Genomic DNA, 23030 nt, shown 5'->3' with positions numbered 1-23030 from the left:
TTTTACTTTCCTCGACACCTATTGTACCTGTCTGCGGACGCGCAGGAAAGTTTACGGGTTATTCGTAATTACCGTTCCGCTCTTTCCATTGCTATTCTCAGCGTCACCGTTGCCATGTCTATTACCGCTACCGTCACCGTTACCGTTACTATTACCGTTACTATTGTTCTTTTGATTAGCGTCCCCGTTGCCTCCTCCTTGGTTTTCCCCTACCGAGTTCACAGGCTGCGATGGTGCTGTGTTACGGGGTTCCAGTACCTCTTTCTCCGGCCGCTTGTTGCCATTCTCCTTCTCATTTCCGTTTCCAGCAGATTCATTCCCAGGGACCTTAATCGGATCCGGTTTTGTCATTTCTGGCACCTGCAGATCAGTGGCGCTGTCATAAGATGGTTCTTCCCGGAGCTCTACCACCGGTTCCATAGAAGGTTGTCTTTCTTTCCCCGAAGACGAAGATTGGGAGCGTTTGGTCTCCTTCTCCTCCTCCTTGGCAGGCGGATGAATACGCGTAGAGTTGTTCCCCTTCTGCTGGATTGGCTCCTTCCCTTCTGTTACGTTCGGATCCGATTGCTGCTCGTTCAAGTCCCCGTCCGTCTTCTGCGAAGGCGTCGGTTCAGAAGAGAGGTCGCCCCCGGCAGCGGCAGGCATCTCCTTATTTACATCATGCTCAAAGAGGCTGGCGGGCGTTATGCCCACAGCTTGAAGCACGGATACAATGGAATGAGTCTGCAGCTCCGTAATATCCAACTTGATACCTTGCATCTGCGCTTGCTCGTACACCCTATATTTATTTACGGATAAATGGGCTTCTGCCGCCTTTTCTACCTGTACAGGTGTTGCTGTAAATAACTCCAGGTTGTAGCTCTCGGAGATCGGAAGTGAGGAGCGGTCGATCGAATAAGCGGGAGCATCGGAATTCTCCGGTGGAATAAGCGTCATCCAGATCCAGGTTTTAGTTGTTCCGTCCTCTAAGTAACCGTCTCTCTTCGCCTGAGTAATAATCTGACCAACCGCCTCGCTAAACGTCTTCCCCTTCAGCTGACGAGGGGTGATGAGCAACTTAGCCTCATCATTAACCAGATTCACTTCCCTAACCTTACCGGTTGATGTAACGCCAAGTTGGATGCTCGGATTGATGTCTATGGCCACTCGAGTAAGGGGTTCCGTGGTTTGCCTCATCCATTGGAATAGGAAAACGACACCGATCAGCAACAGAACTGAAGCGACCACAGAGCTTATAGTCCTTGTCAGTCTGATGTTTCGCCGGTTAACGTTACCGTTCCTAGCAGATGAAGTCACTGAAATTTGCTCTCCTAACCCCGGCAGCACCTCCGGCTTCGGTAGATTGCGGAAGGTTCCGTCTTCGCAGAGGACGACGATGTTATCTTTTGTGATTTTCATGACGGTTCCTTGCATCCTCTTCCACACCTCCTTCCGCAAACGATACCGTGGTCTTAATTCGCTTGAACTCTTCGCTGGCATAAATCAAAATTAACGCGATCAAATATTTTCGGTTGCGCTCCAGCGTTTTGGAGCTAACTTTAAAGACGGCTAACATTTCTTTAGCCGGAAGCCTTTTGGTCGTCCTTAACGTATTGAGCCATTGCGGATGCTCACTAAAGATTCGAGCGATCCGAATCAACTGCGCTCGGGTATCCCGATGCTTGGGAGAGACTTCCTCTAACTCTTCCAAATCAATCCCGTATTGCTGAAGAGTCACATCGTACAAGCGAAGCTCTTCCGCGAGCGCCTCAGCCGCTTGTTCCCGCTCGAAGATTTCCAAAGAACTAGCGACCTCAAGTGGCGACTGGTCCAACTCCGCGTGTCTCCCGTCCCAAATGGCACTTTCCAGTTGCATGTATTTTCCTTGCCTGCGAAATTCATCAATAAGACGATGGTGGATCACCATATAAGCAAAATTATCAAATGATTTCTCGGATGCTAAGAGATACCGGTCAATCGCCTCATTGAACGCAATGATTCCGATGCTTGCCTCATCCTGGTTCCAACCGACCTGCCTCTTGCAAACATGGGATACCGCACGGATAATGAACGGACGATAGTAGTCGATCAACAGGTCTCTTTCGTTGTTGTTCCCCGCTTGAGCTTGATGCAGTAGTTCATTTATCGGTCTATCCAACACAGCGGATCACTTCCTATTACGTAAAAATGGTTACCGTTTATGGGGGTGAACCCCTATATATCTTTATCGTTGCGATTAGTAAGTTGCTGAACCCTACTGGCAAAAAAGCATCTCTAGCCCCAAAAACGTTTCCCTTTTTGCAGCGAGACGAGGGTAGCAGTAATCCCGGCCTCGAACGGTGTTTCCGAAACTGGACCGATCTGGATGATCTTCAGTGGTGCATAATCACCGACACGCAGGAGACACTACAAGCGGAATTGACGAGTGTTCGTTCCTATTTCAATCCCATCAGGTAAAATGGTGAATCCATGACTAACAAAGACAACAGGGTTTGGGTTATAACGCAACCCTTGGCGGTACTTACGCTGCTTCTATGCGTCTTAACCCCCATCATCGCTTTTCCTGCGGATGCAGGAGCCTCCCCCTCGCTGCCCATCGTCTCGGAGGAAAGCATATTTTCGATCGAAGTCTACCCCCGGCAACATCGGCTGATTGTCAAAATTCAAGGACAATCCTATAAAACCTACCCCGTTGCGGTAGGCAACCCTTCGACTCCTACCCCTGTAGGAGAGTATCTGGTCACGTATAAAGGCAAGGACTGGGGGCCTTCCTTTGGTCCAAGATGGCTGGGACTTAACGTGCCATGGGGCTTTTATGGGATTCATGGCACCAACCGGCCCGATTCGATTGGAAGGCACAAGAGCCATGGCTGTATCCGGATGCGGAATCACGACGTCATGGAATTGTTTGACCTGATTCCTTTAGGAACCAAAGTAACGATCTATGGCCATATTCTCGGAGACGCAGACCACGACCCACGCGATTTAGCAGAAGGGGACGTTGGGGGTGACGTGCAGTTGATTCAATCACGGTTAAAGAGCGCAGGCTATTTCAAGGGCGATTGTAACGGTAAGTTCAACCGGGCAACTACCCAGGCCTTAACCCAATACCAACGCGATCACGGGTTGATCCCCAACGGCGTTGTGTCTTACCGGGTCTACCAGGCTCTAGGATTATCCGATTAATTCGAAACCAAAAACAACCCGTTCTCATCGGATGGAGATAACGGGTTGTTTATTCATGTTTTAGTAGCTTAAACAAACACTTGGACTAACTCGATATGCCGTTCCCTTGATAAATCCCGGAACTGCCATTCGTCAATTTGCACGAGCGGTTTAAAAATATCAGATGGGTTATTCCATACGATCGTCGCCGTTTCGCCGTTGCTTAATTTGACTTTCTTCCCTATAAAGTTCGGGAGGAGGTTGGAAGTCAACGCCTGAACCGCTTTCTCATTCAGCTTGCCAAACCCCATCATGTAGATGTTTCTCAGTACGGATAAGAGATCTTGCCGAGTACCCGAAGCGTCGGGTGAAGTCATGGCTATGTATTCATTGGCGACCGCTACAATTTCGGCATAGGGATGAATTTTCTCTTTCCGGAGGCCGGCCGGATAACCGGAACCGTCTTCCCGTTCATGATGCTGCAGTGCGACAAGTGCCGTCACCTCTTCCCCTGTTGACCTACGAATAATTTCATAACCGTAGGAGGTATGGCGGTTCATTTCTTCCTGCTCTTCCCCAACCAACTCCTGTTCACGATTACGCAGCGACTGGCGGACCCGGCTTTTGCCGATATCATGCAAATAACCTGCTTTGCTGATCTCATAACACTCATTAGGCGAATGTCCAAGCCAAGTGGCAATGTAGTAGGACAATAGACCCACCTGCAATGAATGGTTATAAATATTGACATCCTCTTCCGAGAAGGCGATCAGAAGTGAAACGACATCCTTACTTTGATCGAGCGCTTCAAGCATGGGCACCAATTGCTGCTCAACCATGGATTGGTTGAATTTCCCTGTCGTGAGCGCCTCTAGAAATAACGCTTGATAACCTTTAACCGTAAAATAAAAGTTATCGCGTAAACGCTGCGTGAAGCTAGGGTTCTTCTCAGAATTCAGGGCGTCTTCCCCTGCACGTAGTTCAATATCGACGTATTCGATACTCTGTCGAATCAGCAGGGCGATTTCCTCCGTATGAATGCTTGTCCCCTTTGGAAGAACGTGCAAACCGGCCCGGTTAAACACATCGGTTCTTAGACGATCCCCTTCCTGAAGCTCCATGACGTGAGTTTTCATATGCCCCTCCCTTCTTCATCTGCGCGTTAACCGACGAAATTTGTACTATTATCTATAAATATCGCGCAAATTGGGCCTCCCATGAATAGTCCTAAAGGCGTGTTTTGGAGGGGGTTTCGTACTTTATCCTTCGCATCACACGGGCCAAAAGGCCCCTGCCTACTTGGCGTTTCGTTTCCACGGTGGATCGCCGTACCGATGCAGCGTCTGATTAATCAAATAGAGGGTCCAAGGAATCACAGCTGACAATGCAGCGCAAATGAGCGTCCTCATCGTAGGAATCCGGTCCAACAATAGATTCCACATTCGCAATCACCTCACAAAATCAATTATTTGTTTCTACCGTTGAACCGAAGATTCGGACCTCTGCCCGTGCCTCGACGACGATATCGCTTTGAGCGAATATATTATCTCCTCGATCCCAATTGTCTTTAATCTTCTTCCATACCGAATAGTGTTGCTGCTTTAAATAATCTCCCAAGCCGATCACATCCACCCTGAATTTTTGTTGAACCCTCTCGATCGTGGAGGTGGTCAATTTGAACAATTCGTCGGCGGCTTTCTGCTCGATTTCCGACACTTCGTATTGCTTCAACAGATTGATTCGTTCCTGAGTTTCGCCAATATTCCCCTCCATATCGAGAAATAGAGTGAACCGGATATGCTCGAGATCGGATACATCTGCTCGAATCTTTCGCTTCAGCCCTTTGATTTCATAGGCTAGAAAATCGTCATTCATCTTGAATTCCAACACGCCTTCCTGAGCGGTTCCCCGCAGGAAGTTAAGCCCTGACGTTTCTCGATCATTCAGGAACCCTTTCAGCCTTTGAGAGGCACCGTCAAATACCGCCGATCCGGAAACGGACACCTCATCATCCAATTTGCTGAGTTTCGGGAGTGCGAAGCTTGTTTTGGATAGAATAAAGGATTGTACGTCTCCAATATTCGTCGGGGGATAGATTCTAGCGCTTTTGGGAGGATTCTCCGCCGTCGATTCAAAATACATGATCGGAATCTTCTCATTTTTGGGTTTAACCTCCAACAGTTCGCTTGCTTTCCCCTCAGCCACCATCACTTTGGTGGCCCGTCTCATTTCATGATCTCGAAGAAACAAATCCAGTGTTTTGACAAACTCACCTCGCAAAGCGAGTTCTTCAGAAATGAGGATCAAACGGTTATGTTGCAAATAGGGGCTACGGCTTGTCCTATACGACATATTCCGAGCTGCGGTGAACATGGTATTTCCCGCAGAGGTCAAATTGAAATACGCTTCTCCTTTGCTCCCTCCTTTACCACCGCTTTCCTTGGACTGCAATCCGCTGGGGACGACAAACTGAAACGTCAATAGATATTTTCCCTTCTCCGCTTGCTCCTCCTCGGCGATATCGATCCCGGCTCCTACCACAAATCCCCTTTCTTCGATCTCAACCCGGTCCCAACAGCCGGTTGTCGCGAGAATCAGTAAGGTTAACAAGACTAGCACACCAGCACGGTACCTACACACGTCCTTTCACCCCCCGTAGCAAAGACAATAGAAGTAGAATGGTCGGCAATAACATGCCTAATCCAACTCCGGCATAACTGATCCATTCTCCGAATCGTTGAATCTCGATCAGATTTTGAGGCTGCATGACGATCAAGAATACGATCGGACTCAACCAGATCGTAAGTGTAATGCGCTTTGCTTTTTTGAAAACAGCTTCGAGCGCTTGAATCGCGACGTCAAAGGCCATCGCAGCCGTACTGAATAAAGTTAGCACCCATATGGAAAAGAAAATCGATTCAAACCGCTCAAAAAAACCGCCAGGGACTTCCACCTGCTTGGCTAATTCGGCAGTAGGATAAAGTGTGCTGGCCGTAACCTCGGGTCCGAAGACACCGATCGTAAAGAAAAACACCAGCAAATAGGTCGTGAACGGAACCATCATTCCTAGTAACGAAGCCTTGACGATTTTTTTAGGCCGATTGATGACCGCATTATAGAACAACAAAGTCTCAAAGCCGAAAAATGAAAACAGCGATTCCTTTGATGCGAAAACGATATCTCGCCAATCAATAATGAAGAGAGGTTTGAGATTGCGCATATCAAAGAAACTGATATTCATCAATATCAAAGCCATTAACAACAAGATCACAATCGGCAGAAATACGATGTTTAATCGGAACAAAGCTACGCTGGGTCCTGCAACAGCATAAACAAGCACGAGCAGGAAAACCAGGCAGATCACTTCGATTGGAGTACGATCAAACAAGTAGATTCGGGAAATACTGGCTACCCCTCGGGTTTCGTAACTCACGAAGGTCAGCATGTATACGGCAAACAGTAAAGTAAAGAAAACCGCCAAAGGTTTACCGATCACCCTGCCGGCAATTTCGTAAAGGTTTTGCTTCGGAAAACGCGAAATTAACTTGCTAACAATCCAAGTAAACAGAATCGCAGCTATTCCACCGATGAATATGGACATCCATCCGTCAATCGATCCCGTCAATTTAACGGTAGTACGGGGAAGCGTGAGCACGCCAAATCCGATGACCATGTTAGCAACCGATGCGAATACTTCTGTGGTACCTACTTCTCTATCACCGTATTCAAAAGACTTCATTGGCCGCCCCTTTCATCACTCATTCGTTCCTCATCTTGCGTCTGCATAAATTTCGGCCGTTTGGTCAGCATCGTTAACGGCGCCCGGATTAACATATCTCGCCAATCTCGCGAGAAAAAGGGGGCCATCGGCGTAAAGTAGGGTACGCCGAAACTTTGCAGCCTGGACATATGAATGCAAATCATGATGATCGTCATGATGATCCCGTAGAGGCCGAACATGGAGGCGGCAAGCATGGTACAAAAACGCAGCATTCGGAAGGTGATTCCCGCGCTATAAGACGGAATGGCGAAAGAAGCCACCGCTGTTACTGCCACGACGATCACCATAATGGGACTGACGATTCCGGCCTGTACGGCCGCCTCGCCTATCACAAGCCCCCCTACGATCCCGATTGTTTGACCAATCGGCTTCGGCAAACGAACTCCGGCTTCCCGCAGCAACTCCAGCGTAAATTCCATTAAAAAAGCCTCGACCACAGCCGGGAACGGGACGCCTTCCCGTGCGGCAGCAATGGAAAAAGCCAATTTAGACGGAATCATCCCCTGATGGAAGGAGACTAACGCAATATAAAGCGAAGGAAATGTTAATGAAATCACCACCGCAAAATACCTCAACATACGGATCAATGACCCGATATGCCAACGTTCGTAATAATCCTCCGGAGATTGTATTAACGAGACGAACGTGGTTGGCATGATGAGCGCAAACGGAGTGCCGTCAAGCAGGATTACCACCTTGCCCTGTAGAACGGCAGAGGCGACTTTATCCGGGCGCTCCGTATGCAGAATTAGAGGGAACGGAGACAAGAAGCTGTCCTGGATCAACTGCTCGATTGTTCCGCTCTCCGGCGCATCGTCAATATCGATCGTCTCCACTCTCCGCTTCACCTCTTGAACAAGGTCGGGGTGGACGATGTTGTCAATATAGGTGATAACCAACTCTTTCTTACTCCTTGCTCCGACCCGGTAAGTGTCAAATCGCAGCTTCGGATCGCGGATCGCTCGGCGCAAGAGAATGATGTTCGTCTCAATGCTCTCATTGAAGCCTTCGCGCGGGCCGCGAACCAACGCTTCCGTTTGGGGCTCCTCCACGCTCCGCCCCGTCCATTTCTTACTGGCGATCAGCAGAACTTGATCCAAGCCGTCGATAAAAAACGCGGTATCTCCCGATAACACTGATACCAGTACGTCGTCGAGCGATGGGGTTATTTTATATTTTTGAACCGATAAAAATTGTTTGTTTAATAAATCAAACAGATCCTGTCCGGACATCTTCTCGGCATGTCTTATGGCGGAAAACGCCTGCTGCAACGAAGTTACGATCTGTTCGTTGATCATATTTAAATCCGACAATCCGGCGATGCAAAGAATCCCGCATTGCGGGATCCCCTCCCCGCCGCTGACAAATCGGGTAACCAAGTCGTCAGGAGCATCTAGGATACGAACGATCTTGGCAATCGACTCATGAACGCTGCCGCCGAAGGCTGACGAAGCGAGCGCATCGCCTTGCGCTGCTCCACTCTTTAGGACGGGGCTTCGTTTGTGTTGATTTCGGAACATAAATCTTGGCATAACACATCATCCCCAATAAGTCAGATCATCTCTGATGTCGTTACCCTTTATTACCAACTTCCTCCGAAAATAATCCCTTTTCGGTTTTTCATAGAACGCGTCCAAGTCGAAAAAAAGAATAAATTCCCTTCGCATCGCACATCTTAACTGGGAATAATCGGCCCAGGAAGGAGGAGGTTCCATGCCTTTCATCAGAAAACTGCAACGCCGGAAACTCTCCGGAGGGGGAGAGCCCAGCAAAACCCCAGCGAATCCACCAAGTCGCACAGATTCATCCGGATCTCATAAAGACGGAAGTTTGTCCACTCGTCTGGATTGGATCAAGCAGGAGCTTAAGGACAGCTCGGACGTGATCTACCGTGAATTTACGATCAGCTCCGGTCAGCGTTGTGTCTTGGTATACGTACGAGGCATGATTGCGCAGGAAACGGCGCAGCAATTTATCGTGCGGAGTTTGCAGCGGGAATCCGCGCAATTGGAAGAGAAGGACATCTATCAATTTCTGTTCGAAGACGAGGCGTTAAGTGTATCCCAAGCTACGGTCATCAATGATCTGAATCAAGCGATTCAAGCCGTGCTGAACGCCGGTGCGTTGCTGATGATCGACGGTGACACGCGCATGCTGACGTTCTCCATCTCGGCTTATCCGACGCGCGGAATCGATGAAGCCCCTAATGAATCGGTCATCCGAGGTTCAAGAGAAGCTTTTATCGAAGATCTGGAGAAGAACTTAACGATGCTTCGCCGTCGAATCAAATCGAAAAAATTCAAGACCCCGGCGATCAACAAAGGCCGGGAATCGCGAACCAGTATTGTTATAGCTTACGTCGAAGATGTTTGCAAGCCGGAATTGCTGAAAGAAATGCAGCGGCGACTATCCTACATCGACATGGATAGCGTGCTTGGCTCTGCCTACTTGGAAGAAATTATCGAAGATAATCCCTACTCGCCCTTTCCGCAACTCCAGTATACGGAACGCCCTGACGTCGTCAGCGCGGCATTGCTAGAAGGGAGAATTGCCATACTCGTGGATGGTTCACCGATTGTGTTGCTTGCCCCGGTGACGCTGCCGATGCTGCTGCAATCGGCTGAGGACTATTACCAGCGATATGTCGCAGCGAACTGGATTCGCTGGATCCGTTATTTTTTTGTGTTTGCTTCCTTAACGCTTCCGTCCATTTATATCGCCGTCACAACCTTTCATCCGGAGATGATTCCGTCGCAGCTGCTCATTACGATCGCTGCATCCCGAGAAATCGTCCCGTTTCCGGCGTTATGGGAGGCTTTTGCCATGGAACTGGCTTTCGAAGCGCTTAGAGAAGCCTCGATCAGAATCCCGAAATCGATTGGACAAGCCGTATCCATTATCGGAGCTTTGATCATCGGCACCGCTGCCGTTCAGGCGGGGATCGTCTCGGCGGCGATGGTCATCATCGTCTCATTAACGGGTATCGCCTCATTTATCATCCCCCATTTTGATTTGGGTCTGGCCTTTCGGTTGCTGCGTTTCCCGATCATGATTTTAGCCTCGATGTTCGGATTGTACGGCGTGACCTGCGGGATAATCCTGATTTACATTCATCTGGTGAATTTGCGGTCCTTTGGGGTTCCTTATATGTCCCCAATTGCACCGCTCGTGATCGAGGATTTAGGCGATACGCTCCTTCGAGCCCCCTGGTGGAAGATGCAGAAGCGTCCCGTTCAACTCACGAACAACAAAGTCCGCCAAACCAAGGATCCTCGTGCTTGGGTCAAGGAGAAAGGTGATCTGGAGTGACGAGAATACATCGTACAACCATCAAGGCAACGCTAGTCTTCCTGCTCTTCATCGGAGTTAGCGGCTGCTGGTCTGCCGAAGAACTGAATAATCGTGCATTTGTGAACACCGTCTTGATCGACCTGACAGAAGATGGGAAGACGGAGCTGACCGTCGGGGTTCCTCTGCCCAATCGGATGATCCCTGGACAAGCCGGCGGTGCAGGTCAACCTAAGGGGGATCCGTTTAGCTTTGTAACCAAACATGCGGATAATCTGAGCCAGGCATTAAATATGCTGCAAGTCGACCTCCCGCGAAACATCTCCTTCGGTCAAACCCGAATCATTGTGGTTGGTCGTAGACAGGCGGAGCAAGGCTTGGACAAGGTCATCGAATTCGTCTTCCGCCAACCTTCCTTCCGGCTCAGCGCCAGCCTGTTCATAACGCCCGGCGACGTCAAAGAAATTACGCGTTCACCGATGGTGTTTGAACGAATTATTAGTGACATCCTACGTAAATACGTAAACCATCACTATACGCTGGACACCACGATCAAGGACTACAAAATTGCTTTGTACCAAGGTGGAGATATCCTGATCCCGCTGCTAAATTTTGGGGAACTTCCGGGAGTGGCGCAAGAGGACCCCAAGAAGAACCGCTGGATGGGATCCGGGGGGGCAGCGATATTCAGCGGTGGAAGGATGTCGAAGATCGTGCTGTCCCCCCATGAACACCGGGTCGCGCTTTGGATTAGTTCCCAGCTCAAGAATACGACCACAACCATCTCCTCCCCCACCGATGATAAAGAGATCAGCTTTTTCATCGAGGATGTTAAGACGAGTATCGATCCGGTCGTGCATGGAGAGAACATCTCTTTTCGGGTCAAGAGCAGCGCCAAAGCTTTTGTAGAATCCTCTCTTTCTCACATTGATCTAAAAAATCCGGAAGTCCTTCTGAAACTGGAGGAAATCCTCAATAAAACAGTGGAAGAACAGTTTCTTGATGTGTTGGCCAAAACCCGCCAAGCCCGTTCCGACGCTTTTATTATGAGCCAGTATCTGGACTGGAGGTATCCAAAAGTTTGGCATTCGGTTCGAGACCAATGGAAAAATATATATGCCAAGGAGCTCCCCATTGATGTGAGCGTGGACATTAACCTGAACCGTTCGGGCGGCGTTTATCGTTCCGTGGTTCAAGAAACCAATAGATAGCGAGGGATAAGCGTGTTCTGGATAGGGATCCTGTTTACGCTGATTATGCTGGCGGACTGGTTCATGCAAAAAAAAGAAGGGATCAAGCTCAAAACTCGACTCAAGGTTCTGCTCGTCTCGCTCTGCTTTTTTGTTACCGCGGAAGTCTTATTTAAACTGAAAGACCAATGGAATTTACCTAGCTTGTTCCATTATTTACGTGCAACGATGTTTAGTGGATCATGACGATTCTGGTTACTAGGAGGCGGATAGCATGCTTAAAAATATTACATCCAATCAAATTTTCACGCTTTATAGCTTGCAGATATTCACCACGGTTATCGCCTTTTATTCGGGGATGCTAATCGGGGGCAGCAAATATTCCAGCCCTGTCGCGGTTCTAGTGGGCGGCCTGCTCGGCCTGTTGTTAATCTACCCGGCATACAAAGTCGGCTCTTCCCGCCCCGACGAGTTCCTCGTACGTTATGGGAGCAAATTGGTGGGTCGCCCCCTTCATTTCATTTTCATCCTCTATCTTCTGTTGACCCATCTCTTTCTTGCCGCTTTGGATCTAAGAGAACTCAGCGATTTTTTAGTGTCGGAGTATTTAATCGGTACACCGAATTGGGCAATTGCGGCTATTTTCGGAGTATGTGTCACTTACGCCGTACGCTGCGGGATTTCGACAATTTTTCGGACGGCCGAGGGGTTCTTTCTCATCTTTGCAGTCGCCTTCTTTTTTATTCCGTTTATTGGGTTTCAGGAGATGGAGACGAGTATGTTCACCGCCTTAATCACTCACTTATCGGTGAAAGAAATGGGGTCCAGTGTCTATGAAACGGTAGCCATTTTTGGAGAAATGGCTTTTCTGTTTCTGTTGTTTCCTTATTTAAAAGCGCCTAAAATGGTGTATCACTCTCTCGCTTGGGCAACCGGGATCTCGTTGCTGTTTATCCTGTTGCACCTCATCCCGGTACTGTTGACGTTTGGGCCAAACCTGGGAGCCAACCTGCTGTACCCTGACATGGAACTCGTTCGTTTCATTCGCGTCGGCTCGTTTATCGAAACGATGGACCCGATTCTAATCATCTTATGGTTAACTAGCATCTTTGTAAAAATCTCATTTATTGTATTTACGGCGGTCATTTGCCTCTCCCAGCTGACTGGCGTCAAGGATCATAAGCCTTTCACCCTGCCGGTGGTCGCCTTTGTTTCCGTGTTCTCCTTGGCTATCGTCCGTAACCCACCGGAGATGTATCATTTCCTGTCCTGGGATTGTGCACCGCTTTTGTACTTTGCCGAATTCCTGATCCCAGCGATTTACTGGTTGATGAGTGCCATTCGTTCTCCATCTTCGAAGTCTAAAACAACGAAACCCGCCGAGAAAAGTTCGGTGGGTTAAGACTTATTTCGTCGACAGCCAAGCCCGTTCCTGATTCCAACGCAAGGCAACAGGAGTCTCAAAAAAGTCGGACAACCCCGTTTCGTTCAGGACTTCGGCTGTTTTCCCTTGCGCGTATACCTCACCTCGGCGAAGCAGCAGTGTATGGCTGAATATCGGCAATATTTCCTCGGTATGGTGCGTCACATACAACATATGCGGCGTATCGGGCTCGGCAGCCAGGTTTGCGATGCTGGCAAGCAGCCCTTCCCTGGAGATGAAATCCAACCCGTTCGTCGCCTCATCTAAAATAAGCAATTTGGGCGATGCCATCAATGCCCGGGCGATCAACAGCTTTTGCTGCTCACCTTGGGAGCAGGTCTGATAGGTGCGGCCATGCAGATGACTGCATCGCAGTTGATTCATCAAGGCATCGGCCCGGTCATAATCCTCAGGCTTTGGTTTCTCGTAAAGTCCGATCGAAGCGAACTTGCCGCTCACCACAAGATCTTCGGCCTTTTGCTCCCCGTGCAGCTTGGACTGCATCGAAGAACTAACCCACCCGATCGTTTTACGCAGCTCCCGCAAATCCACTTCGCCAAACCGGTTTCCCAGCACGCGAATTTCGCCGGACGTCGGCCAGAGATATCCACTAAGCATGTTAAGGAGAGTTGTTTTGCCGGAGCCGTTTAATCCGAGCATGGCCCAGTGCTCTCCTTCCCGTACCGTCCAATCAATGCCGTTCAAAACCGCTTTCCCTTCCCGGAACCAAGTTACCTGGTTCATCTCAATGATGTTCATTCGAGTACCTCCGAAAATAAGTAGGTTTGCAGTAATCTCAAGCTACGCCTGTCTCCGCGGTTTGTCAAGCGCAGGCGGACGCTGTATGATTTCTAGTGCCAATTCTCTTCCGATCGTCTAGAATACTAGTGAAAGGAAGTGAGGCATCTTGAAACCGACATGGACTTGGGCCGACGTCGAAACTCTCCAACACCTTGTTGAGGAGCACGATGGGATTGCCCTGAAGCTGAATTGGGATACGCTCCACTCTCGTTCGGAAGACAGCGCAGCAGAGCTGGTGGAGTTCCGAGACGGCCAGTTGGTCGCCTTCTTGGGTCTTTATCCGTTCGGAAACACGCTGGAGGTCTGCGGCATGGTTCATCCGAAATATCGCGGACAAGGTCTATTCACCTCATTACTGCGTCGCGGACTAAATTCCGATACCGTGGTTTCGTATTCGACGATATTGCTGAATGCTCCCGGCAACTCAGAAACAGCCAAGAAATTCTTAGCGGATTACCCTTGCCGTTTCGACTTCAGCGAATACCAAATGAAATACGGGTTGGAGGCAGTTTTAGCGAGCCAGCCCCCACGTGACATTCACGTCACACTCCGTCAAGCCCTGGATGCGGATCGACCGCTGCTTGCTCGCCTTGACCAGGAAGGGTTCGGGCTTACCGCAGAGGAAACACGGCTGTTTTATGAGACATTGAACAATCATGAAATCGAGCAGAATGAATTGATTGTACATAAGGGGGAATCAGTCGGCAAAATCCGCGTTTCCCGCCGTGATAGAGAAGCATGGATTTACGGGTTTGTTGTATCTTCATCGCGCCGCGGACAAGGCATCGGCAGCTCCTCCCTGCGTCAGGTCATTGATCGCGAAAGAGCCGGCGATTACGAGATATGGCTTGAAGTGGCACTAAACAACCCCCAAGCCATGAAACTGTACGAACAAGCTGGGTTTCGGGTCTGCCGATCTCAGGACTATTATGCCTATTTGCGATAACTCGTGCGATACGATGCAGATTGCAGCCAAGAAGGTGGCATGCAAATAGAAAAATAAGGTACAATAACTACCGAATCAACAGAACTAATGGAAATGCCTGAACGGCAGGCCGCAAGAGCGGCGGAAGGAAGGATCAACGCATGTACGTAGCAAATGATTGGCAGGATTATGAAATCATGGATACCGGAAACGGGGAGAAACTCGAGCGCTGGGGGGACGTCATTTTGCGCCGCCCCGACCCGCAGATCATCTGGCCGATTGCCGATGAGGATCGCAATTGGCGCGAAGTGCACGGTCATTACCACCGTAGCTCCTCCGGCGGCGGGCAGTGGGAAATGAAGAAGCAAATTCCCGATCGCTGGACGATTTCATATGACCGGCTGAAATTTTATATTCACCCGACGAATTTCAAGCATACGGGATTATTTCCGGAACAAGCGGCCAACTGGCGCTGGATGATGGACAAGATCGCCGGTGCCGGACGTCCGATCCAGGTGCTGAACCTGTTCGCTTATACCGGCGGCGCAACCGTGGCCGCGGCTTCGGCCGGCGCTTCCGTCGTCCACGTCGACGCCGCTAAGGGAATGGTCCAGTGGGCCAAAGAGAACCTGGCGCTCTCCGGGTTGGCGGACCGCCCCGTGCGCTTCATCACGGACGACGTGTTCAAATTCGTGCAGCGGGAGCAGCGGCGCGGCAACCGCTACGACGCCATCATCATGGACCCTCCTTCATACGGGCGCGGCCCTGGCGGGGAGATGTGGAAGCTGGAAACAAGCCTCTACCCGTTTGTGGAGTCTTGTTTGTCCATTCTGTCGGACAAGCCGCTCTTTTTCCTGATTAACTCCTATACGACGGGCATTTCTCCGACCGTACTGAACAACATGCTATCGATGACGGTTAAGAAGCGGTACGGCGGAAAGATCTCCGCTGGCGAATTGGGACTGCCGATCACCCGTTCGGGGCTTCACCTTCCTTGCGGTATTCTCGGACGCTGGGAGGAATAACGTATGGATTCCGGAGCCAAGCGGACCTCGGGACAGCCGGCGATGGCGATCCTTTATGAGGATAACCACCTGCTCGGCATTGAGAAGCCGGTGAACGTCCCGACCCAAGAGGATGCCAGCGGCGACCCCGATCTGCTGAATCTGCTGAAGGCGGATATCAAGGAGCGATACGGCAAGCCCGGCAACGTGTATCTTGGACTCGTGCACCGATTGGACCGACCTGTCGGGGGCGCGATGATCTTCGCTAAGACGTCGAAGGCCGCTTCGCGGTTGGCCGAGACGGTGCGCAGCCGCCGCTTCAGCAAAACGTACGTCGCCGTTGTGCACGGAACACCACCGCAGCCGCAAGGCCGATTGACTGATACGCTGCTCAAGGATGAACGCACCAACACGGTGGCTGTCGTCCCCGCCGGGACGCCGGGCGCTAAGGAGGCCCGTTTGGATTACCGGGTGCTCGGCAGTTCTACGTCAGAAGGGTTGAGCCTCGTACAAGTGGAGCTGCATACCGGACGCCCGCACCAGATTCGTGTGCAAATGAACCGCATCGGTTGTCCCCTCTACGGCGACCAAAAATATGGTGCGGCATTGAACAAACCGGGTCAACAAATCGCCCTTTGGTCACTGTATGTCGGGTTTCCGCACCCCGTAACCAAGGAGCCGGTTGATCTGATCTCCCTCCCTCCGCACTCGTATCCTTGGGATTTATGGGAGGATAGAATGTATACCCGCCTCGCAGCCTTGCTGCAAGCCGGGGAGAACGGAATGGAATTGTAAAAAGGCGGGATGCCTAGGGTTGATTTCAACCCCTTAGCGTCCCGCCTCTTTTTTTTGACACCGCTTCTTATTTCGTTCCGGAGATTTTGCCCAGCAAAAAAACCAACAGTTGCTGATTATGGGTGGAGATTCGATCCAATACCCCGCTTAAATAAGCGTTGCGAACCGCGATACCCCGTTGTACTTCCGTTTGTCCTTTATCAGTAATCGACACCCATACGTTGCGGCGGTCGTTTTCGTCCCGATCGCGGCGGATCAAATCCCCCCGCTCCATCCGGTCAAGCAGCATCGTCACTGCGGCCGGCGTTGTGGAGAGAAACGGGATCAAATCGGACGGCTTCAGATTGCCCTGCTGCTCCAGCAGCTCCAGAACGGTTAATTGCGAAGTCGTCAGCGTTGGAGCCAGCTCCTCTTCCATGTGGGCCTGATAATCCTTCATGATGAGATCAAGCAATCTGGCAAATTCAGCGGTATGCAATCTTATCCCTCCTTGCCTTACATCACCACTTAAATCATTCGCTGCTTCCTTCGCAAATTCCTGCTCGCTTTGCGCAATAATCCAGTGATTGATGGCTGGTAGGAGATGACCCTGAAGATTTATTGAACGGAATACCGCCAGCCGAACAAATCTTCACGTTCTCCGCGTTGAATTCCTGTCAGCGTGTCGTAAAGCTTGGCAGACAACGCCCCGGTTTCTCCGCCGGCAATTTCAATATCGCGCTCTTCCCATTTCATGCTGCCAATCGGGGAGATAACCGCTGCGGTGCCGGTTCCGAACGCTTCCTCGAGCCGACCTTCCTGATGGGCCTCGAACAGCTCCGCCACGGAGATTCGACGTTCCTTAACCGGTACGCCCCATTCGCGAAGCAAACGGATAACCGAATCGCGCGTCACGCCGGCTAGAATGCTGCCATTAAGCTCAGGGGTGATGACTTCTCCGTCAATCTTAAAGAACACGTTCATGCTGCCAACTTCTTCGATATACCGTTTCTCGATTCCATCGAGCCAAAGCACCTGGGAGAAGCCAAGCGATTTGACGTCTTCCTGTGCCTTGATCCCCGCCGCATAATTCCCGGAGGTTTTCGCCTCCCCTGTACCGCCGCGCACTGCCCGAACATAACGATCCTCTACATAAATGCGGACCGGGTGAATGCCTTCCGGGTAATACGCCCCAACCGGCGATAATATGACAATCAAACGGTACTCTTGGGCCGCCCGCACGCCAAGCCCCGCCTCGGTAGCGATGATAAAGGGACGGATGTACATGGAATTGCCTTCACCTTCCGGCATCCACTCCTCCTCCAGTAAGAGGAGGCGGTTAATCCCCTCAAGCACTTCCTCCGGATCGACCTGAGGAATGCCGATGCGAGCGCACGACTGGTTCAACCGACGTAAATTCATGTCGGGACGGAACAGCACAACTTCTCCCTGCGGCGTCCGGTACGCCTTCATCCCTTCAAAGACCTCTTGCCCGTAATGGAACACCATCGCCGATGGATCCAGCGAGATCGGACCATAAGGAACGATACGCGGATCATGCCATCCCTGACCTGCCGTGTAATCCATCAGCAGCATATGATCGGTAAAATACTTTCCAAAGCCCAAACGATCGGCTTCAGGCTTCATTTTTTTGGTTCTAGTTAACGTGATTGGCCATTTTTCCATGGTTCAGTTCCTCTTTTCCAATATCGGTTTTACGAATCGTACGAATCAATTGATTCCCTGTCTCTCACTATACCGATTCTAAGTTCATTGATCAATAACATAGTTTCGATTATAATCATTGACAATATCTATGAAAAGATACGGAGGGGATCCGGAATGGAGCATCGCTTGCTGGAATATTTCATTGCGGTCGGTGAGGATTTGCATTTCACCAAAGCCGCAGAAAGACTCGGAATTACCCAGCCCACACTTAGCCACCAGATTCGCTTGCTGGAGCAAGAGCTCGGAACTGCGCTGATCAGCCGCATCGGCAAAAAAAACTACCTAACCCAAGCGGGTTCCATCCTCCTGGAGCATGCCCGCCGGGTCGTCTATGAAGTGGAGCAGGCCAAGCTGGAGATCGGCCAGATAAGCGGCGTGCAGCGGGGCCAGCTCCGCATCGGCTGCTCCGGCAATCACTTGCTGGAAAGCAAGCTGATCTCTTTCCACCGCCAGCATCCTGGCATTGCGTTGACAGTGCTCGAGTTGGCTACCGAGGAAACGCGAGCCGGACTGCTCGCCAACCAGCTGGATCTCGGCGTCGTGTTCCTGCCGCTTCAGGACGAGCAAATCATCAGCCGTCCACTCTATGACGAAGAGTTAGTATTCGCTGTCTCCAGCCTGCACGCCTACGCAGAATTGCCTGAGGTCACACTGGATCAGTTGGCTCGGCTGCCGCTCGTCTTATTTCCTCCGAAGTTTTACGTTCGGCAATTGCTCGATACGGCCTGCGCCGAACAAGGCATCGAGATTCGGCCCGTCATGGAACTATCGACGATGGAATCGCAGGTACAGATGGTTCTTCACCATGTTGGGGGAACCGTGCTTCCTGCCTCCTATGCCCAAACGCTGGCCGGAGCGAACCGCCGAGGTGAGATTACCGTTGTCCCGCTGGCGGAGCCCGTTCCACGTAAAAATGTCGGGTTGGTGTACCGCAGCAGTACGTTTATGGACCCTACGCTTCAGGCGTTTATCCGGCATTTGACGGAATAGGATAGCATATCTCATTTTTTCCATTCAATAAGCGGTAGAATGCTTTCTTTAAGGGAGGTTGCGGGGCCGCCGATCAACGTCTCTAAATCCTCTGTGGTGGAAGTCGTATTCAGTTTGCTTAAATACCCATAAATCCAGCTCTGGATCTGCGGATCTTCGCGATGAACGACGTTTTTACCCGATATCTCAGACAAAGCTTCCGCTAAATTCTGAAAAGTCCAGAACCTAGGGGCCGTTAGCTCGTAAATCCGATTTACATGGTGCGGGGCCGGGCGAGAGCCTAAAACGGAAGAGATGGCCTTTGCTAAATCCTCACGTGTAACGGTATTAAAGCGCCATTCTCCTGGGAATGTGGCCAGTTCTCCCGTTCGGATGGCCGAGTCGAGCCCGAACTGGGACGTTAGGTCGGCATAAAGAGCATTCCTGAAGAAGGTATATGGAATCCCCGAAGTTATAATAGCTTGCTCTGTAGCCAAATGCAGAGGCACGGGTGGAACTTGAACGGTTCCGGGAAACGCAAAGCCCGTATAGGATAGATGTTTTACCCCTGCCCGTTTGGATGCCTCGACAACTTGGGTATGCTGGCGAAGGCGAACCGTATCATCGATGTCCGAGCCAGAGATCAGTAGCAGCTTATCCACGCCGGTAAATGCAGGGGCCAGGCTTCCGGGTACATCATAATCGCAATAGCGCACCTCAACGCCCAACTCCTCATAGTCAGTTGTGCCTTCCGGCTTGCGCACGCAAGCGATTAAGGGCTCGTTTGTCGCCTGCTGACGCAAATACTTTAAGATCAGTTTTCCTAACTTCCCAGACGCTCCGGTAATGGCAATTGACATAATAAACCTCCCTGTACATTTAATTAAGAACTTAACTATATGCTCATTATGAATTACACTTGGTTTTTCAACTTATTTAGCAAACCTGCGAGTTGTTTCAGTTCGTCATCCGTAAGCACCTTTAGCTTCTCAGTGACAGTACTGCGGTTGCCTGGCAAATGATTCAGCAGAAACGACTGTCCTTCGATCGTGATCGAAATAACTGACTTGCGACCATCGGTCGGATGGCTGGTCCGGCGAATCAATCCATCCTTTTCTAAAGGGGTGAGCAAAAGGCTGATGTTTGCTTTCGTGACACCGATCTTTTGAGCGAGCAAGGAAGGAAGCAGTTGCCCTCCCTCCTTCATGATTTCGACCAGAATGCGGACTCTGGCACCATTCTGTCCGATGGAGTGCCAGTATTTTTCCGATACCTCTACCAGCTTCGCAGTCGCTTCCACAAGAGTGAAGAATACCTGCATAGGCAACGTTTGTTGCATTACGTAATCCTGCAATTCTTCCATTAAACGCACTCCTCAATCTCAAGCTATTTAATTAAGCACTTAACTAATATAATCAAGAACTCCCCCATAAATCAAGGGGGATCATTAATTTTAAGTCTTCTTTTGTAGCCAGCTCTGGTTTATGTTGCTCTCCAAACACTAGAAAAAAGTCCCGCCAAATCGCTTACGCGCCTTTCGCGGGACTTCTACTTATTCTGATTTGCTTTTGAGCAGAAGCTCGGTGACTCCGTCGTTCTTCTCGAGATGCATCAGCGCTTTTCCGATCGATTTCCGATCGGCTAACGGAGCCTCTTCCGAGCTGAATGCGTGCATTTTTCCATCTTTCGTAACCGCCTGCAAGAGCACCGGCTCTTTGCAGCGAATCCCGCCGATCAGACGGCTGCCATTCGGCTTGACGCGTTTGCCTTCCTTAAATTCAAAGGACTGTACGCCTTTGCCGCCTCGGCTTTGGAGCGGGTAATCCAGCAGCAGGCTGCGTTTGCCGTAAGCCAGATCCGACACGACGAGAACTTCGCCTTCTTCCCCTTCGACCCAGAGTGCGGCGACAACCTCGTCGTCATCCTTCAGGTTGATCCCGCGTACCCCTGCGGACACGCGACCCATTGGGTTCACTTCGCTTTCAGCAAACCGGATCGCCATTCCCTGTTTCGTCAGCATCAGGATCTCTTGATTGCTTCGGCTGACTGTGACGCTCAGCACCACGTCGCCGTCGCCGACCTTGCAAGCGGCGATGGCTCCGGAACGCTTCGTCTCGTACTCCTTCAATTCCGTCCGCTTCACCTGACCGTTCTTCGTGACGAACACCAGACTAAGCTCCGGATTCTCGTCGAAGCTTTTCACCGGAATGACGCTGATAATCCGGTCCTCTTTGGCGAGCGGGATCACGTTGACGATCGCCGTTCCGTTGTCCTTCCACTTGAACTCCGGAATCTGGTGCACCGGCAAGAGGAAATACTGTCCCCGCTGCGTAAAGATCAGCAGGTTCTGCAGCGTATCCAGCTCCAGCAGATGCTTGATGTAGTCGCCTTCTTTGACCCCTGAGCCATCCCGCTCCCCGCCGGATCTAGTAAAGGACAGCATGCTGGTGCGTTTGATGTACCCTTCATGCGAGATCGTGACCAGCACATCCTCCTGGGCAACGAGAACCTCGAGGTTCACTTTAAGCTCCTCAACCTCGTCTTGAATGTGCGAGCGGCGGTCAATTCCGTATTTGTCGCGGATTTCGATCAGCTCTTTTTTGATCAAAGCAATCAGTTTCTTATCGCTTTCCAGTATGCCGCGCAGAACCGTGATTTTCTTCTGGATGTCCTCCATCTCTTTTTGCAGCGTCGTGATTTCGAGATTCGTCAACCGATACAGCTGCAACGTCAAGATGGCATCCGCTTGGCGTTCGGTGAAACCAAACATCCATTGCAGGTTGTTTTGCGCATCCTGGCGGTTCTTGGAGGCTTTAATCGCCGCGATGACCTCATCCAAGATGTTGAGCGCTTTAACTAGGCCCTCCAATACGTGAGCGCGGTCCTCCAGCTTCTCCAGCTCATATTGCGTCCGGTACGTGACAACTTCACGTTGATGGGCAATGTAGGCTTCGAGCATCGCTTTGAGGCCCAATAAGCGCGGCGCTTTGTTGACGATCGCCACCATATTGAAGTTGTACGTGACTTGAAGATCGGTTTTCTTTAGCAAATACGCTAAAATCCCCTGGGCATCCGCATCCTTCTTCAGCTCAACAACGATACGCAGCCCGTTCCGGCCGCTTTCGTCGCGGACCTCGGCGATTCCGTCCACCTTTTTCTCCAGACGGATGTTTTCCATGGCCGTAACCAAACGGGATTTAACCACCTGATACGGAATTTCGGTGATCACGATCTGCTGTTTCCCGCCGCGGAGCGTCTCGATCTCCGTCTTCGACCGCAGATAAATTCGGCCTTTGCCGGACTGATAAGCTTCCTGAATGCCTTCCTCGCCCATGATGATCCCGCCCGTTGGAAAATCCGGTCCTTTGACGAACAAGCGAATTTCCTCCAACGTCATTTCGGGTTTCTCCATCAAAGCGATACAAGCATCGATCACCTCGCGCAGATTATGCGGCGGAATTTCCGTCGCAAATCCGGCTGAGATCCCGCTGGCGCCATTGACCAGCAGGTTCGGAAATCGTGCTGGCAGCACCACAGGCTCCTTCGCTGTGTTATCGAAGTTGTCTTTGAACGGTACGGTTCGTTTCTCAATGTCGCGCAGCAGCTCCATCGCGATCGCCGATAGGCGAGCTTCGGTATACCGCATTGCTGCCGCCGGGTCATCGTCCTGCGAGCCCCAGTTGCCGTGGCCGTCGACCAGCGTATGACCCATTTTCCACGGTTGCGCCATCCGCACCATACCCTCGTAAATCGAAGAGTCCCCGTGCGGATGATAGTTCCCCATGACGTCCCCGACGGTTTTGGCCGACTTCCGGTACGGCTTGTCCGGCGTATTGCCGGAATCGTACATCGCGTACAAAATCCGCCGTTGCACCGGCTTCAACCCGTCGCGAATATCGGGAATCGCCCGGTCTTGAATAATGTATTTGGAATACCGGCCAAAGCGGTCGCCTACAACCTCTTCCAGAAACGCCGGCAAAAAGTTTTCCAGCATGCTCACATC

The 23030-nt window shown here is 50.8% G+C and carries 22 protein-coding genes; 9 read left to right on the top strand and 13 right to left on the bottom strand.

Annotation, left to right across the window (positions count from 1 at the left end):
• Positions 1 to 51 precede the first annotated feature (51 nt).
• Together IM700_RS13425 and sigI are read right to left on the bottom strand one after the other, a co-directional pair.
• Positions 52 to 1398: an anti-sigma-I factor RsgI family protein gene (locus tag IM700_RS13425; protein WP_204801154.1), complete on the bottom strand. Its 1347-nt coding sequence runs from the start codon at positions 1396 to 1398 to the stop codon at positions 52 to 54.
• Positions 1379 to 2137 carry an RNA polymerase sigma-I factor gene (gene sigI, locus IM700_RS13420; RefSeq protein ID WP_193416079.1) on the bottom strand — a complete coding sequence of 253 codons (759 nt, stop codon included), beginning with the start codon at positions 2135 to 2137 and terminating at the stop codon, positions 1379 to 1381. Before sigI ends, IM700_RS13425 begins: the two co-directional genes overlap by 20 nt.
• 353 nt (positions 2138 to 2490) lie before the next feature.
• Here sigI and IM700_RS13415 point away from each other — a divergent pair, with 353 nt between their 5' ends.
• Positions 2491 to 3165, top strand: a complete 675-nt coding sequence (locus IM700_RS13415) for a L,D-transpeptidase family protein (RefSeq protein WP_239483887.1) — start codon at positions 2491 to 2493, stop codon at positions 3163 to 3165.
• Positions 3166 to 3233: 68 nt separating this feature from the next.
• Here IM700_RS13415 and IM700_RS13410 read toward each other — a convergent pair whose 3' ends face one another.
• From IM700_RS13410 to IM700_RS13390, 5 genes are all read right to left on the bottom strand, one after another.
• A complete protein-coding gene (locus IM700_RS13410) occupies positions 3234 to 4280 on the bottom strand; it encodes an HD-GYP domain-containing protein (protein WP_155608468.1) in 1047 nt (348 codons plus the stop codon).
• 159 nt (positions 4281 to 4439) lie between these two features.
• Positions 4440 to 4586 (bottom strand): hypothetical protein, encoded by a 147-nt coding sequence (locus tag IM700_RS13405; RefSeq protein WP_193416077.1) that lies wholly within the window; start codon positions 4584 to 4586, stop codon positions 4440 to 4442.
• 19 nt (positions 4587 to 4605) lie between these two features.
• Complete coding sequence (locus IM700_RS13400; RefSeq protein ID WP_193416076.1) at positions 4606 to 5784, bottom strand: Ger(x)C family spore germination protein; 1179 nt, start codon at positions 5782 to 5784, stop codon at positions 4606 to 4608.
• Positions 5777 to 6883, bottom strand: a complete 1107-nt coding sequence (locus IM700_RS13395; RefSeq protein ID WP_193416075.1) for a GerAB/ArcD/ProY family transporter — start codon at positions 6881 to 6883, stop codon at positions 5777 to 5779. The genes IM700_RS13400 and IM700_RS13395 overlap by 8 nt, the downstream gene beginning before the upstream one ends.
• Entirely contained in the window at positions 6880 to 8457 is a 1578-nt protein-coding gene (locus IM700_RS13390; RefSeq protein WP_193416074.1) for a spore germination protein, read from the bottom strand. The genes IM700_RS13395 and IM700_RS13390 overlap by 4 nt, the downstream gene beginning before the upstream one ends.
• 181 nt (positions 8458 to 8638) lie before the next feature.
• Between IM700_RS13390 and IM700_RS13385 the strand changes: the two genes are divergently transcribed.
• The 4 genes from IM700_RS13385 to IM700_RS13370 are packed head-to-tail and all read left to right on the top strand — an operon-like array spanning position 8639 to position 12805.
• Positions 8639 to 10234, top strand: a complete 1596-nt coding sequence (locus tag IM700_RS13385; protein WP_193416073.1) for a spore germination protein — start codon at positions 8639 to 8641, stop codon at positions 10232 to 10234.
• The gene (locus IM700_RS13380) at positions 10231 to 11424 is read left to right on the top strand and encodes a Ger(x)C family spore germination protein (RefSeq protein ID WP_193416072.1); all 1194 of its coding nucleotides are present in this window, start codon (positions 10231 to 10233) and stop codon (positions 11422 to 11424) included. The genes IM700_RS13385 and IM700_RS13380 overlap by 4 nt, the downstream gene beginning before the upstream one ends.
• Positions 11425 to 11436: 12 nt before the next feature.
• Complete coding sequence (locus IM700_RS13375; RefSeq protein ID WP_193416071.1) at positions 11437 to 11649, top strand: hypothetical protein; 213 nt, start codon at positions 11437 to 11439, stop codon at positions 11647 to 11649.
• Positions 11650 to 11677: 28 nt separating this feature from the next.
• A complete protein-coding gene (locus IM700_RS13370) occupies positions 11678 to 12805 on the top strand; it encodes a GerAB/ArcD/ProY family transporter (RefSeq protein WP_193416070.1) in 1128 nt (375 codons plus the stop codon).
• Between the two features lie 3 nt (positions 12806 to 12808).
• On the opposite strand, the gene IM700_RS13365 is transcribed toward IM700_RS13370, so the two are convergent.
• The gene (locus IM700_RS13365) at positions 12809 to 13585 is read right to left on the bottom strand and encodes an ABC transporter ATP-binding protein (RefSeq protein WP_155608476.1); all 777 of its coding nucleotides are present in this window, start codon (positions 13583 to 13585) and stop codon (positions 12809 to 12811) included.
• A 148-nt stretch (positions 13586 to 13733) separates the two neighbouring features.
• Between IM700_RS13365 and IM700_RS13360 the strand changes: the two genes are divergently transcribed.
• From IM700_RS13360 to IM700_RS13350, 3 genes are all read left to right on the top strand, one after another.
• A complete protein-coding gene (locus tag IM700_RS13360; RefSeq protein ID WP_193416069.1) occupies positions 13734 to 14573 on the top strand; it encodes a GNAT family N-acetyltransferase in 840 nt (279 codons plus the stop codon).
• 140 nt (positions 14574 to 14713) lie between these two features.
• The gene (locus tag IM700_RS13355; RefSeq protein ID WP_193416068.1) at positions 14714 to 15577 is read left to right on the top strand and encodes a class I SAM-dependent methyltransferase; all 864 of its coding nucleotides are present in this window, start codon (positions 14714 to 14716) and stop codon (positions 15575 to 15577) included.
• A gap of 3 nt (positions 15578 to 15580) precedes the next feature.
• On the top strand, positions 15581 to 16351 hold the full coding sequence (locus tag IM700_RS13350) for an RluA family pseudouridine synthase (protein ID WP_193416067.1): 771 nt from the start codon (positions 15581 to 15583) through the stop codon (positions 16349 to 16351).
• A 67-nt stretch (positions 16352 to 16418) separates the two neighbouring features.
• On the opposite strand, the gene IM700_RS13345 is transcribed toward IM700_RS13350, so the two are convergent.
• Positions 16419 to 16829, bottom strand: a complete 411-nt coding sequence (locus IM700_RS13345) for a MarR family winged helix-turn-helix transcriptional regulator (protein ID WP_193416066.1) — start codon at positions 16827 to 16829, stop codon at positions 16419 to 16421.
• Positions 16830 to 16948: 119 nt separating this feature from the next.
• A complete protein-coding gene (locus IM700_RS13340; protein ID WP_193416065.1) occupies positions 16949 to 18016 on the bottom strand; it encodes a branched-chain amino acid aminotransferase in 1068 nt (355 codons plus the stop codon).
• 156 nt (positions 18017 to 18172) lie between these two features.
• Here IM700_RS13340 and IM700_RS13335 point away from each other — a divergent pair, with 156 nt between their 5' ends.
• Positions 18173 to 19048: a LysR family transcriptional regulator gene (locus tag IM700_RS13335; protein WP_193416064.1), complete on the top strand. Its 876-nt coding sequence runs from the start codon at positions 18173 to 18175 to the stop codon at positions 19046 to 19048.
• 11 nt (positions 19049 to 19059) lie between these two features.
• Here the strand turns inward: IM700_RS13335 and IM700_RS13330 are convergent, their stop codons facing one another.
• The 3 genes from IM700_RS13330 to gyrA form a co-directional block, all read right to left on the bottom strand.
• Positions 19060 to 19887, bottom strand: coding sequence for an NAD(P)H-binding protein (locus IM700_RS13330; protein ID WP_193416063.1), 828 nt, complete (start codon positions 19885 to 19887; stop codon positions 19060 to 19062).
• A 53-nt stretch (positions 19888 to 19940) separates the two neighbouring features.
• Positions 19941 to 20390: a MarR family winged helix-turn-helix transcriptional regulator gene (locus tag IM700_RS13325; RefSeq protein WP_193416062.1), complete on the bottom strand. Its 450-nt coding sequence runs from the start codon at positions 20388 to 20390 to the stop codon at positions 19941 to 19943.
• A gap of 189 nt (positions 20391 to 20579) precedes the next feature.
• Positions 20580 to 23027, bottom strand: a complete 2448-nt coding sequence (gyrA, locus tag IM700_RS13320; RefSeq protein ID WP_193416061.1) for a DNA gyrase subunit A — start codon at positions 23025 to 23027, stop codon at positions 20580 to 20582.
• Positions 23028 to 23030: the final 3 nt, after the last annotated feature.

Source organism: Paenibacillus rhizolycopersici (assembly GCF_014947195.2).
In the GTDB taxonomy this organism is placed as follows: Bacteria; Bacillota; Bacilli; order Paenibacillales; family Paenibacillaceae; genus Fontibacillus; species Fontibacillus rhizolycopersici.
The sequence above is the reverse complement of the archived record's forward strand: the minus strand, read 5'-3'. Positions and strand labels throughout refer to the sequence as shown.

Bases quoted from the DNA above. Each gene is read 5' to 3' on its own strand.
- IM700_RS13425 (WP_204801154.1), bottom strand. From the start codon at position 1,398: ATGAAAATCACAAAAGATAACATCGTCGTCCTCTGCGAAGACGGAACC.
- IM700_RS13410 (WP_155608468.1), bottom strand. From the start codon at position 4,280: ATGAAAACTCACGTCATGGAGCTTCAGGAAGGGGATCGTCTAAGAACC.
- IM700_RS13405 (WP_193416077.1), bottom strand. From the start codon at position 4,586: ATGTGGAATCTATTGTTGGACCGGATTCCTACGATGAGGACGCTCATT.
- IM700_RS13395 (WP_193416075.1), bottom strand. From the start codon at position 6,883: ATGAAGTCTTTTGAATACGGTGATAGAGAAGTAGGTACCACAGAAGTA.
- IM700_RS13390 (WP_193416074.1), bottom strand. From the start codon at position 8,457: ATGCCAAGATTTATGTTCCGAAATCAACACAAACGAAGCCCCGTCCTA.
- IM700_RS13385 (WP_193416073.1), top strand. From the start codon at position 8,639: ATGCCTTTCATCAGAAAACTGCAACGCCGGAAACTCTCCGGAGGGGGA.
- IM700_RS13370 (WP_193416070.1), top strand. From the start codon at position 11,678: ATGCTTAAAAATATTACATCCAATCAAATTTTCACGCTTTATAGCTTG.
- IM700_RS13365 (WP_155608476.1), bottom strand. From the start codon at position 13,585: ATGAACATCATTGAGATGAACCAGGTAACTTGGTTCCGGGAAGGGAAA.
- IM700_RS13355 (WP_193416068.1), top strand. From the start codon at position 14,714: ATGTACGTAGCAAATGATTGGCAGGATTATGAAATCATGGATACCGGA.
- IM700_RS13350 (WP_193416067.1), top strand. From the start codon at position 15,581: ATGGATTCCGGAGCCAAGCGGACCTCGGGACAGCCGGCGATGGCGATC.
- IM700_RS13340 (WP_193416065.1), bottom strand. From the start codon at position 18,016: ATGGAAAAATGGCCAATCACGTTAACTAGAACCAAAAAAATGAAGCCT.
- IM700_RS13335 (WP_193416064.1), top strand. From the start codon at position 18,173: ATGGAGCATCGCTTGCTGGAATATTTCATTGCGGTCGGTGAGGATTTG.
- IM700_RS13330 (WP_193416063.1), bottom strand. From the start codon at position 19,887: ATGTCAATTGCCATTACCGGAGCGTCTGGGAAGTTAGGAAAACTGATC.
- IM700_RS13325 (WP_193416062.1), bottom strand. From the start codon at position 20,390: ATGGAAGAATTGCAGGATTACGTAATGCAACAAACGTTGCCTATGCAG.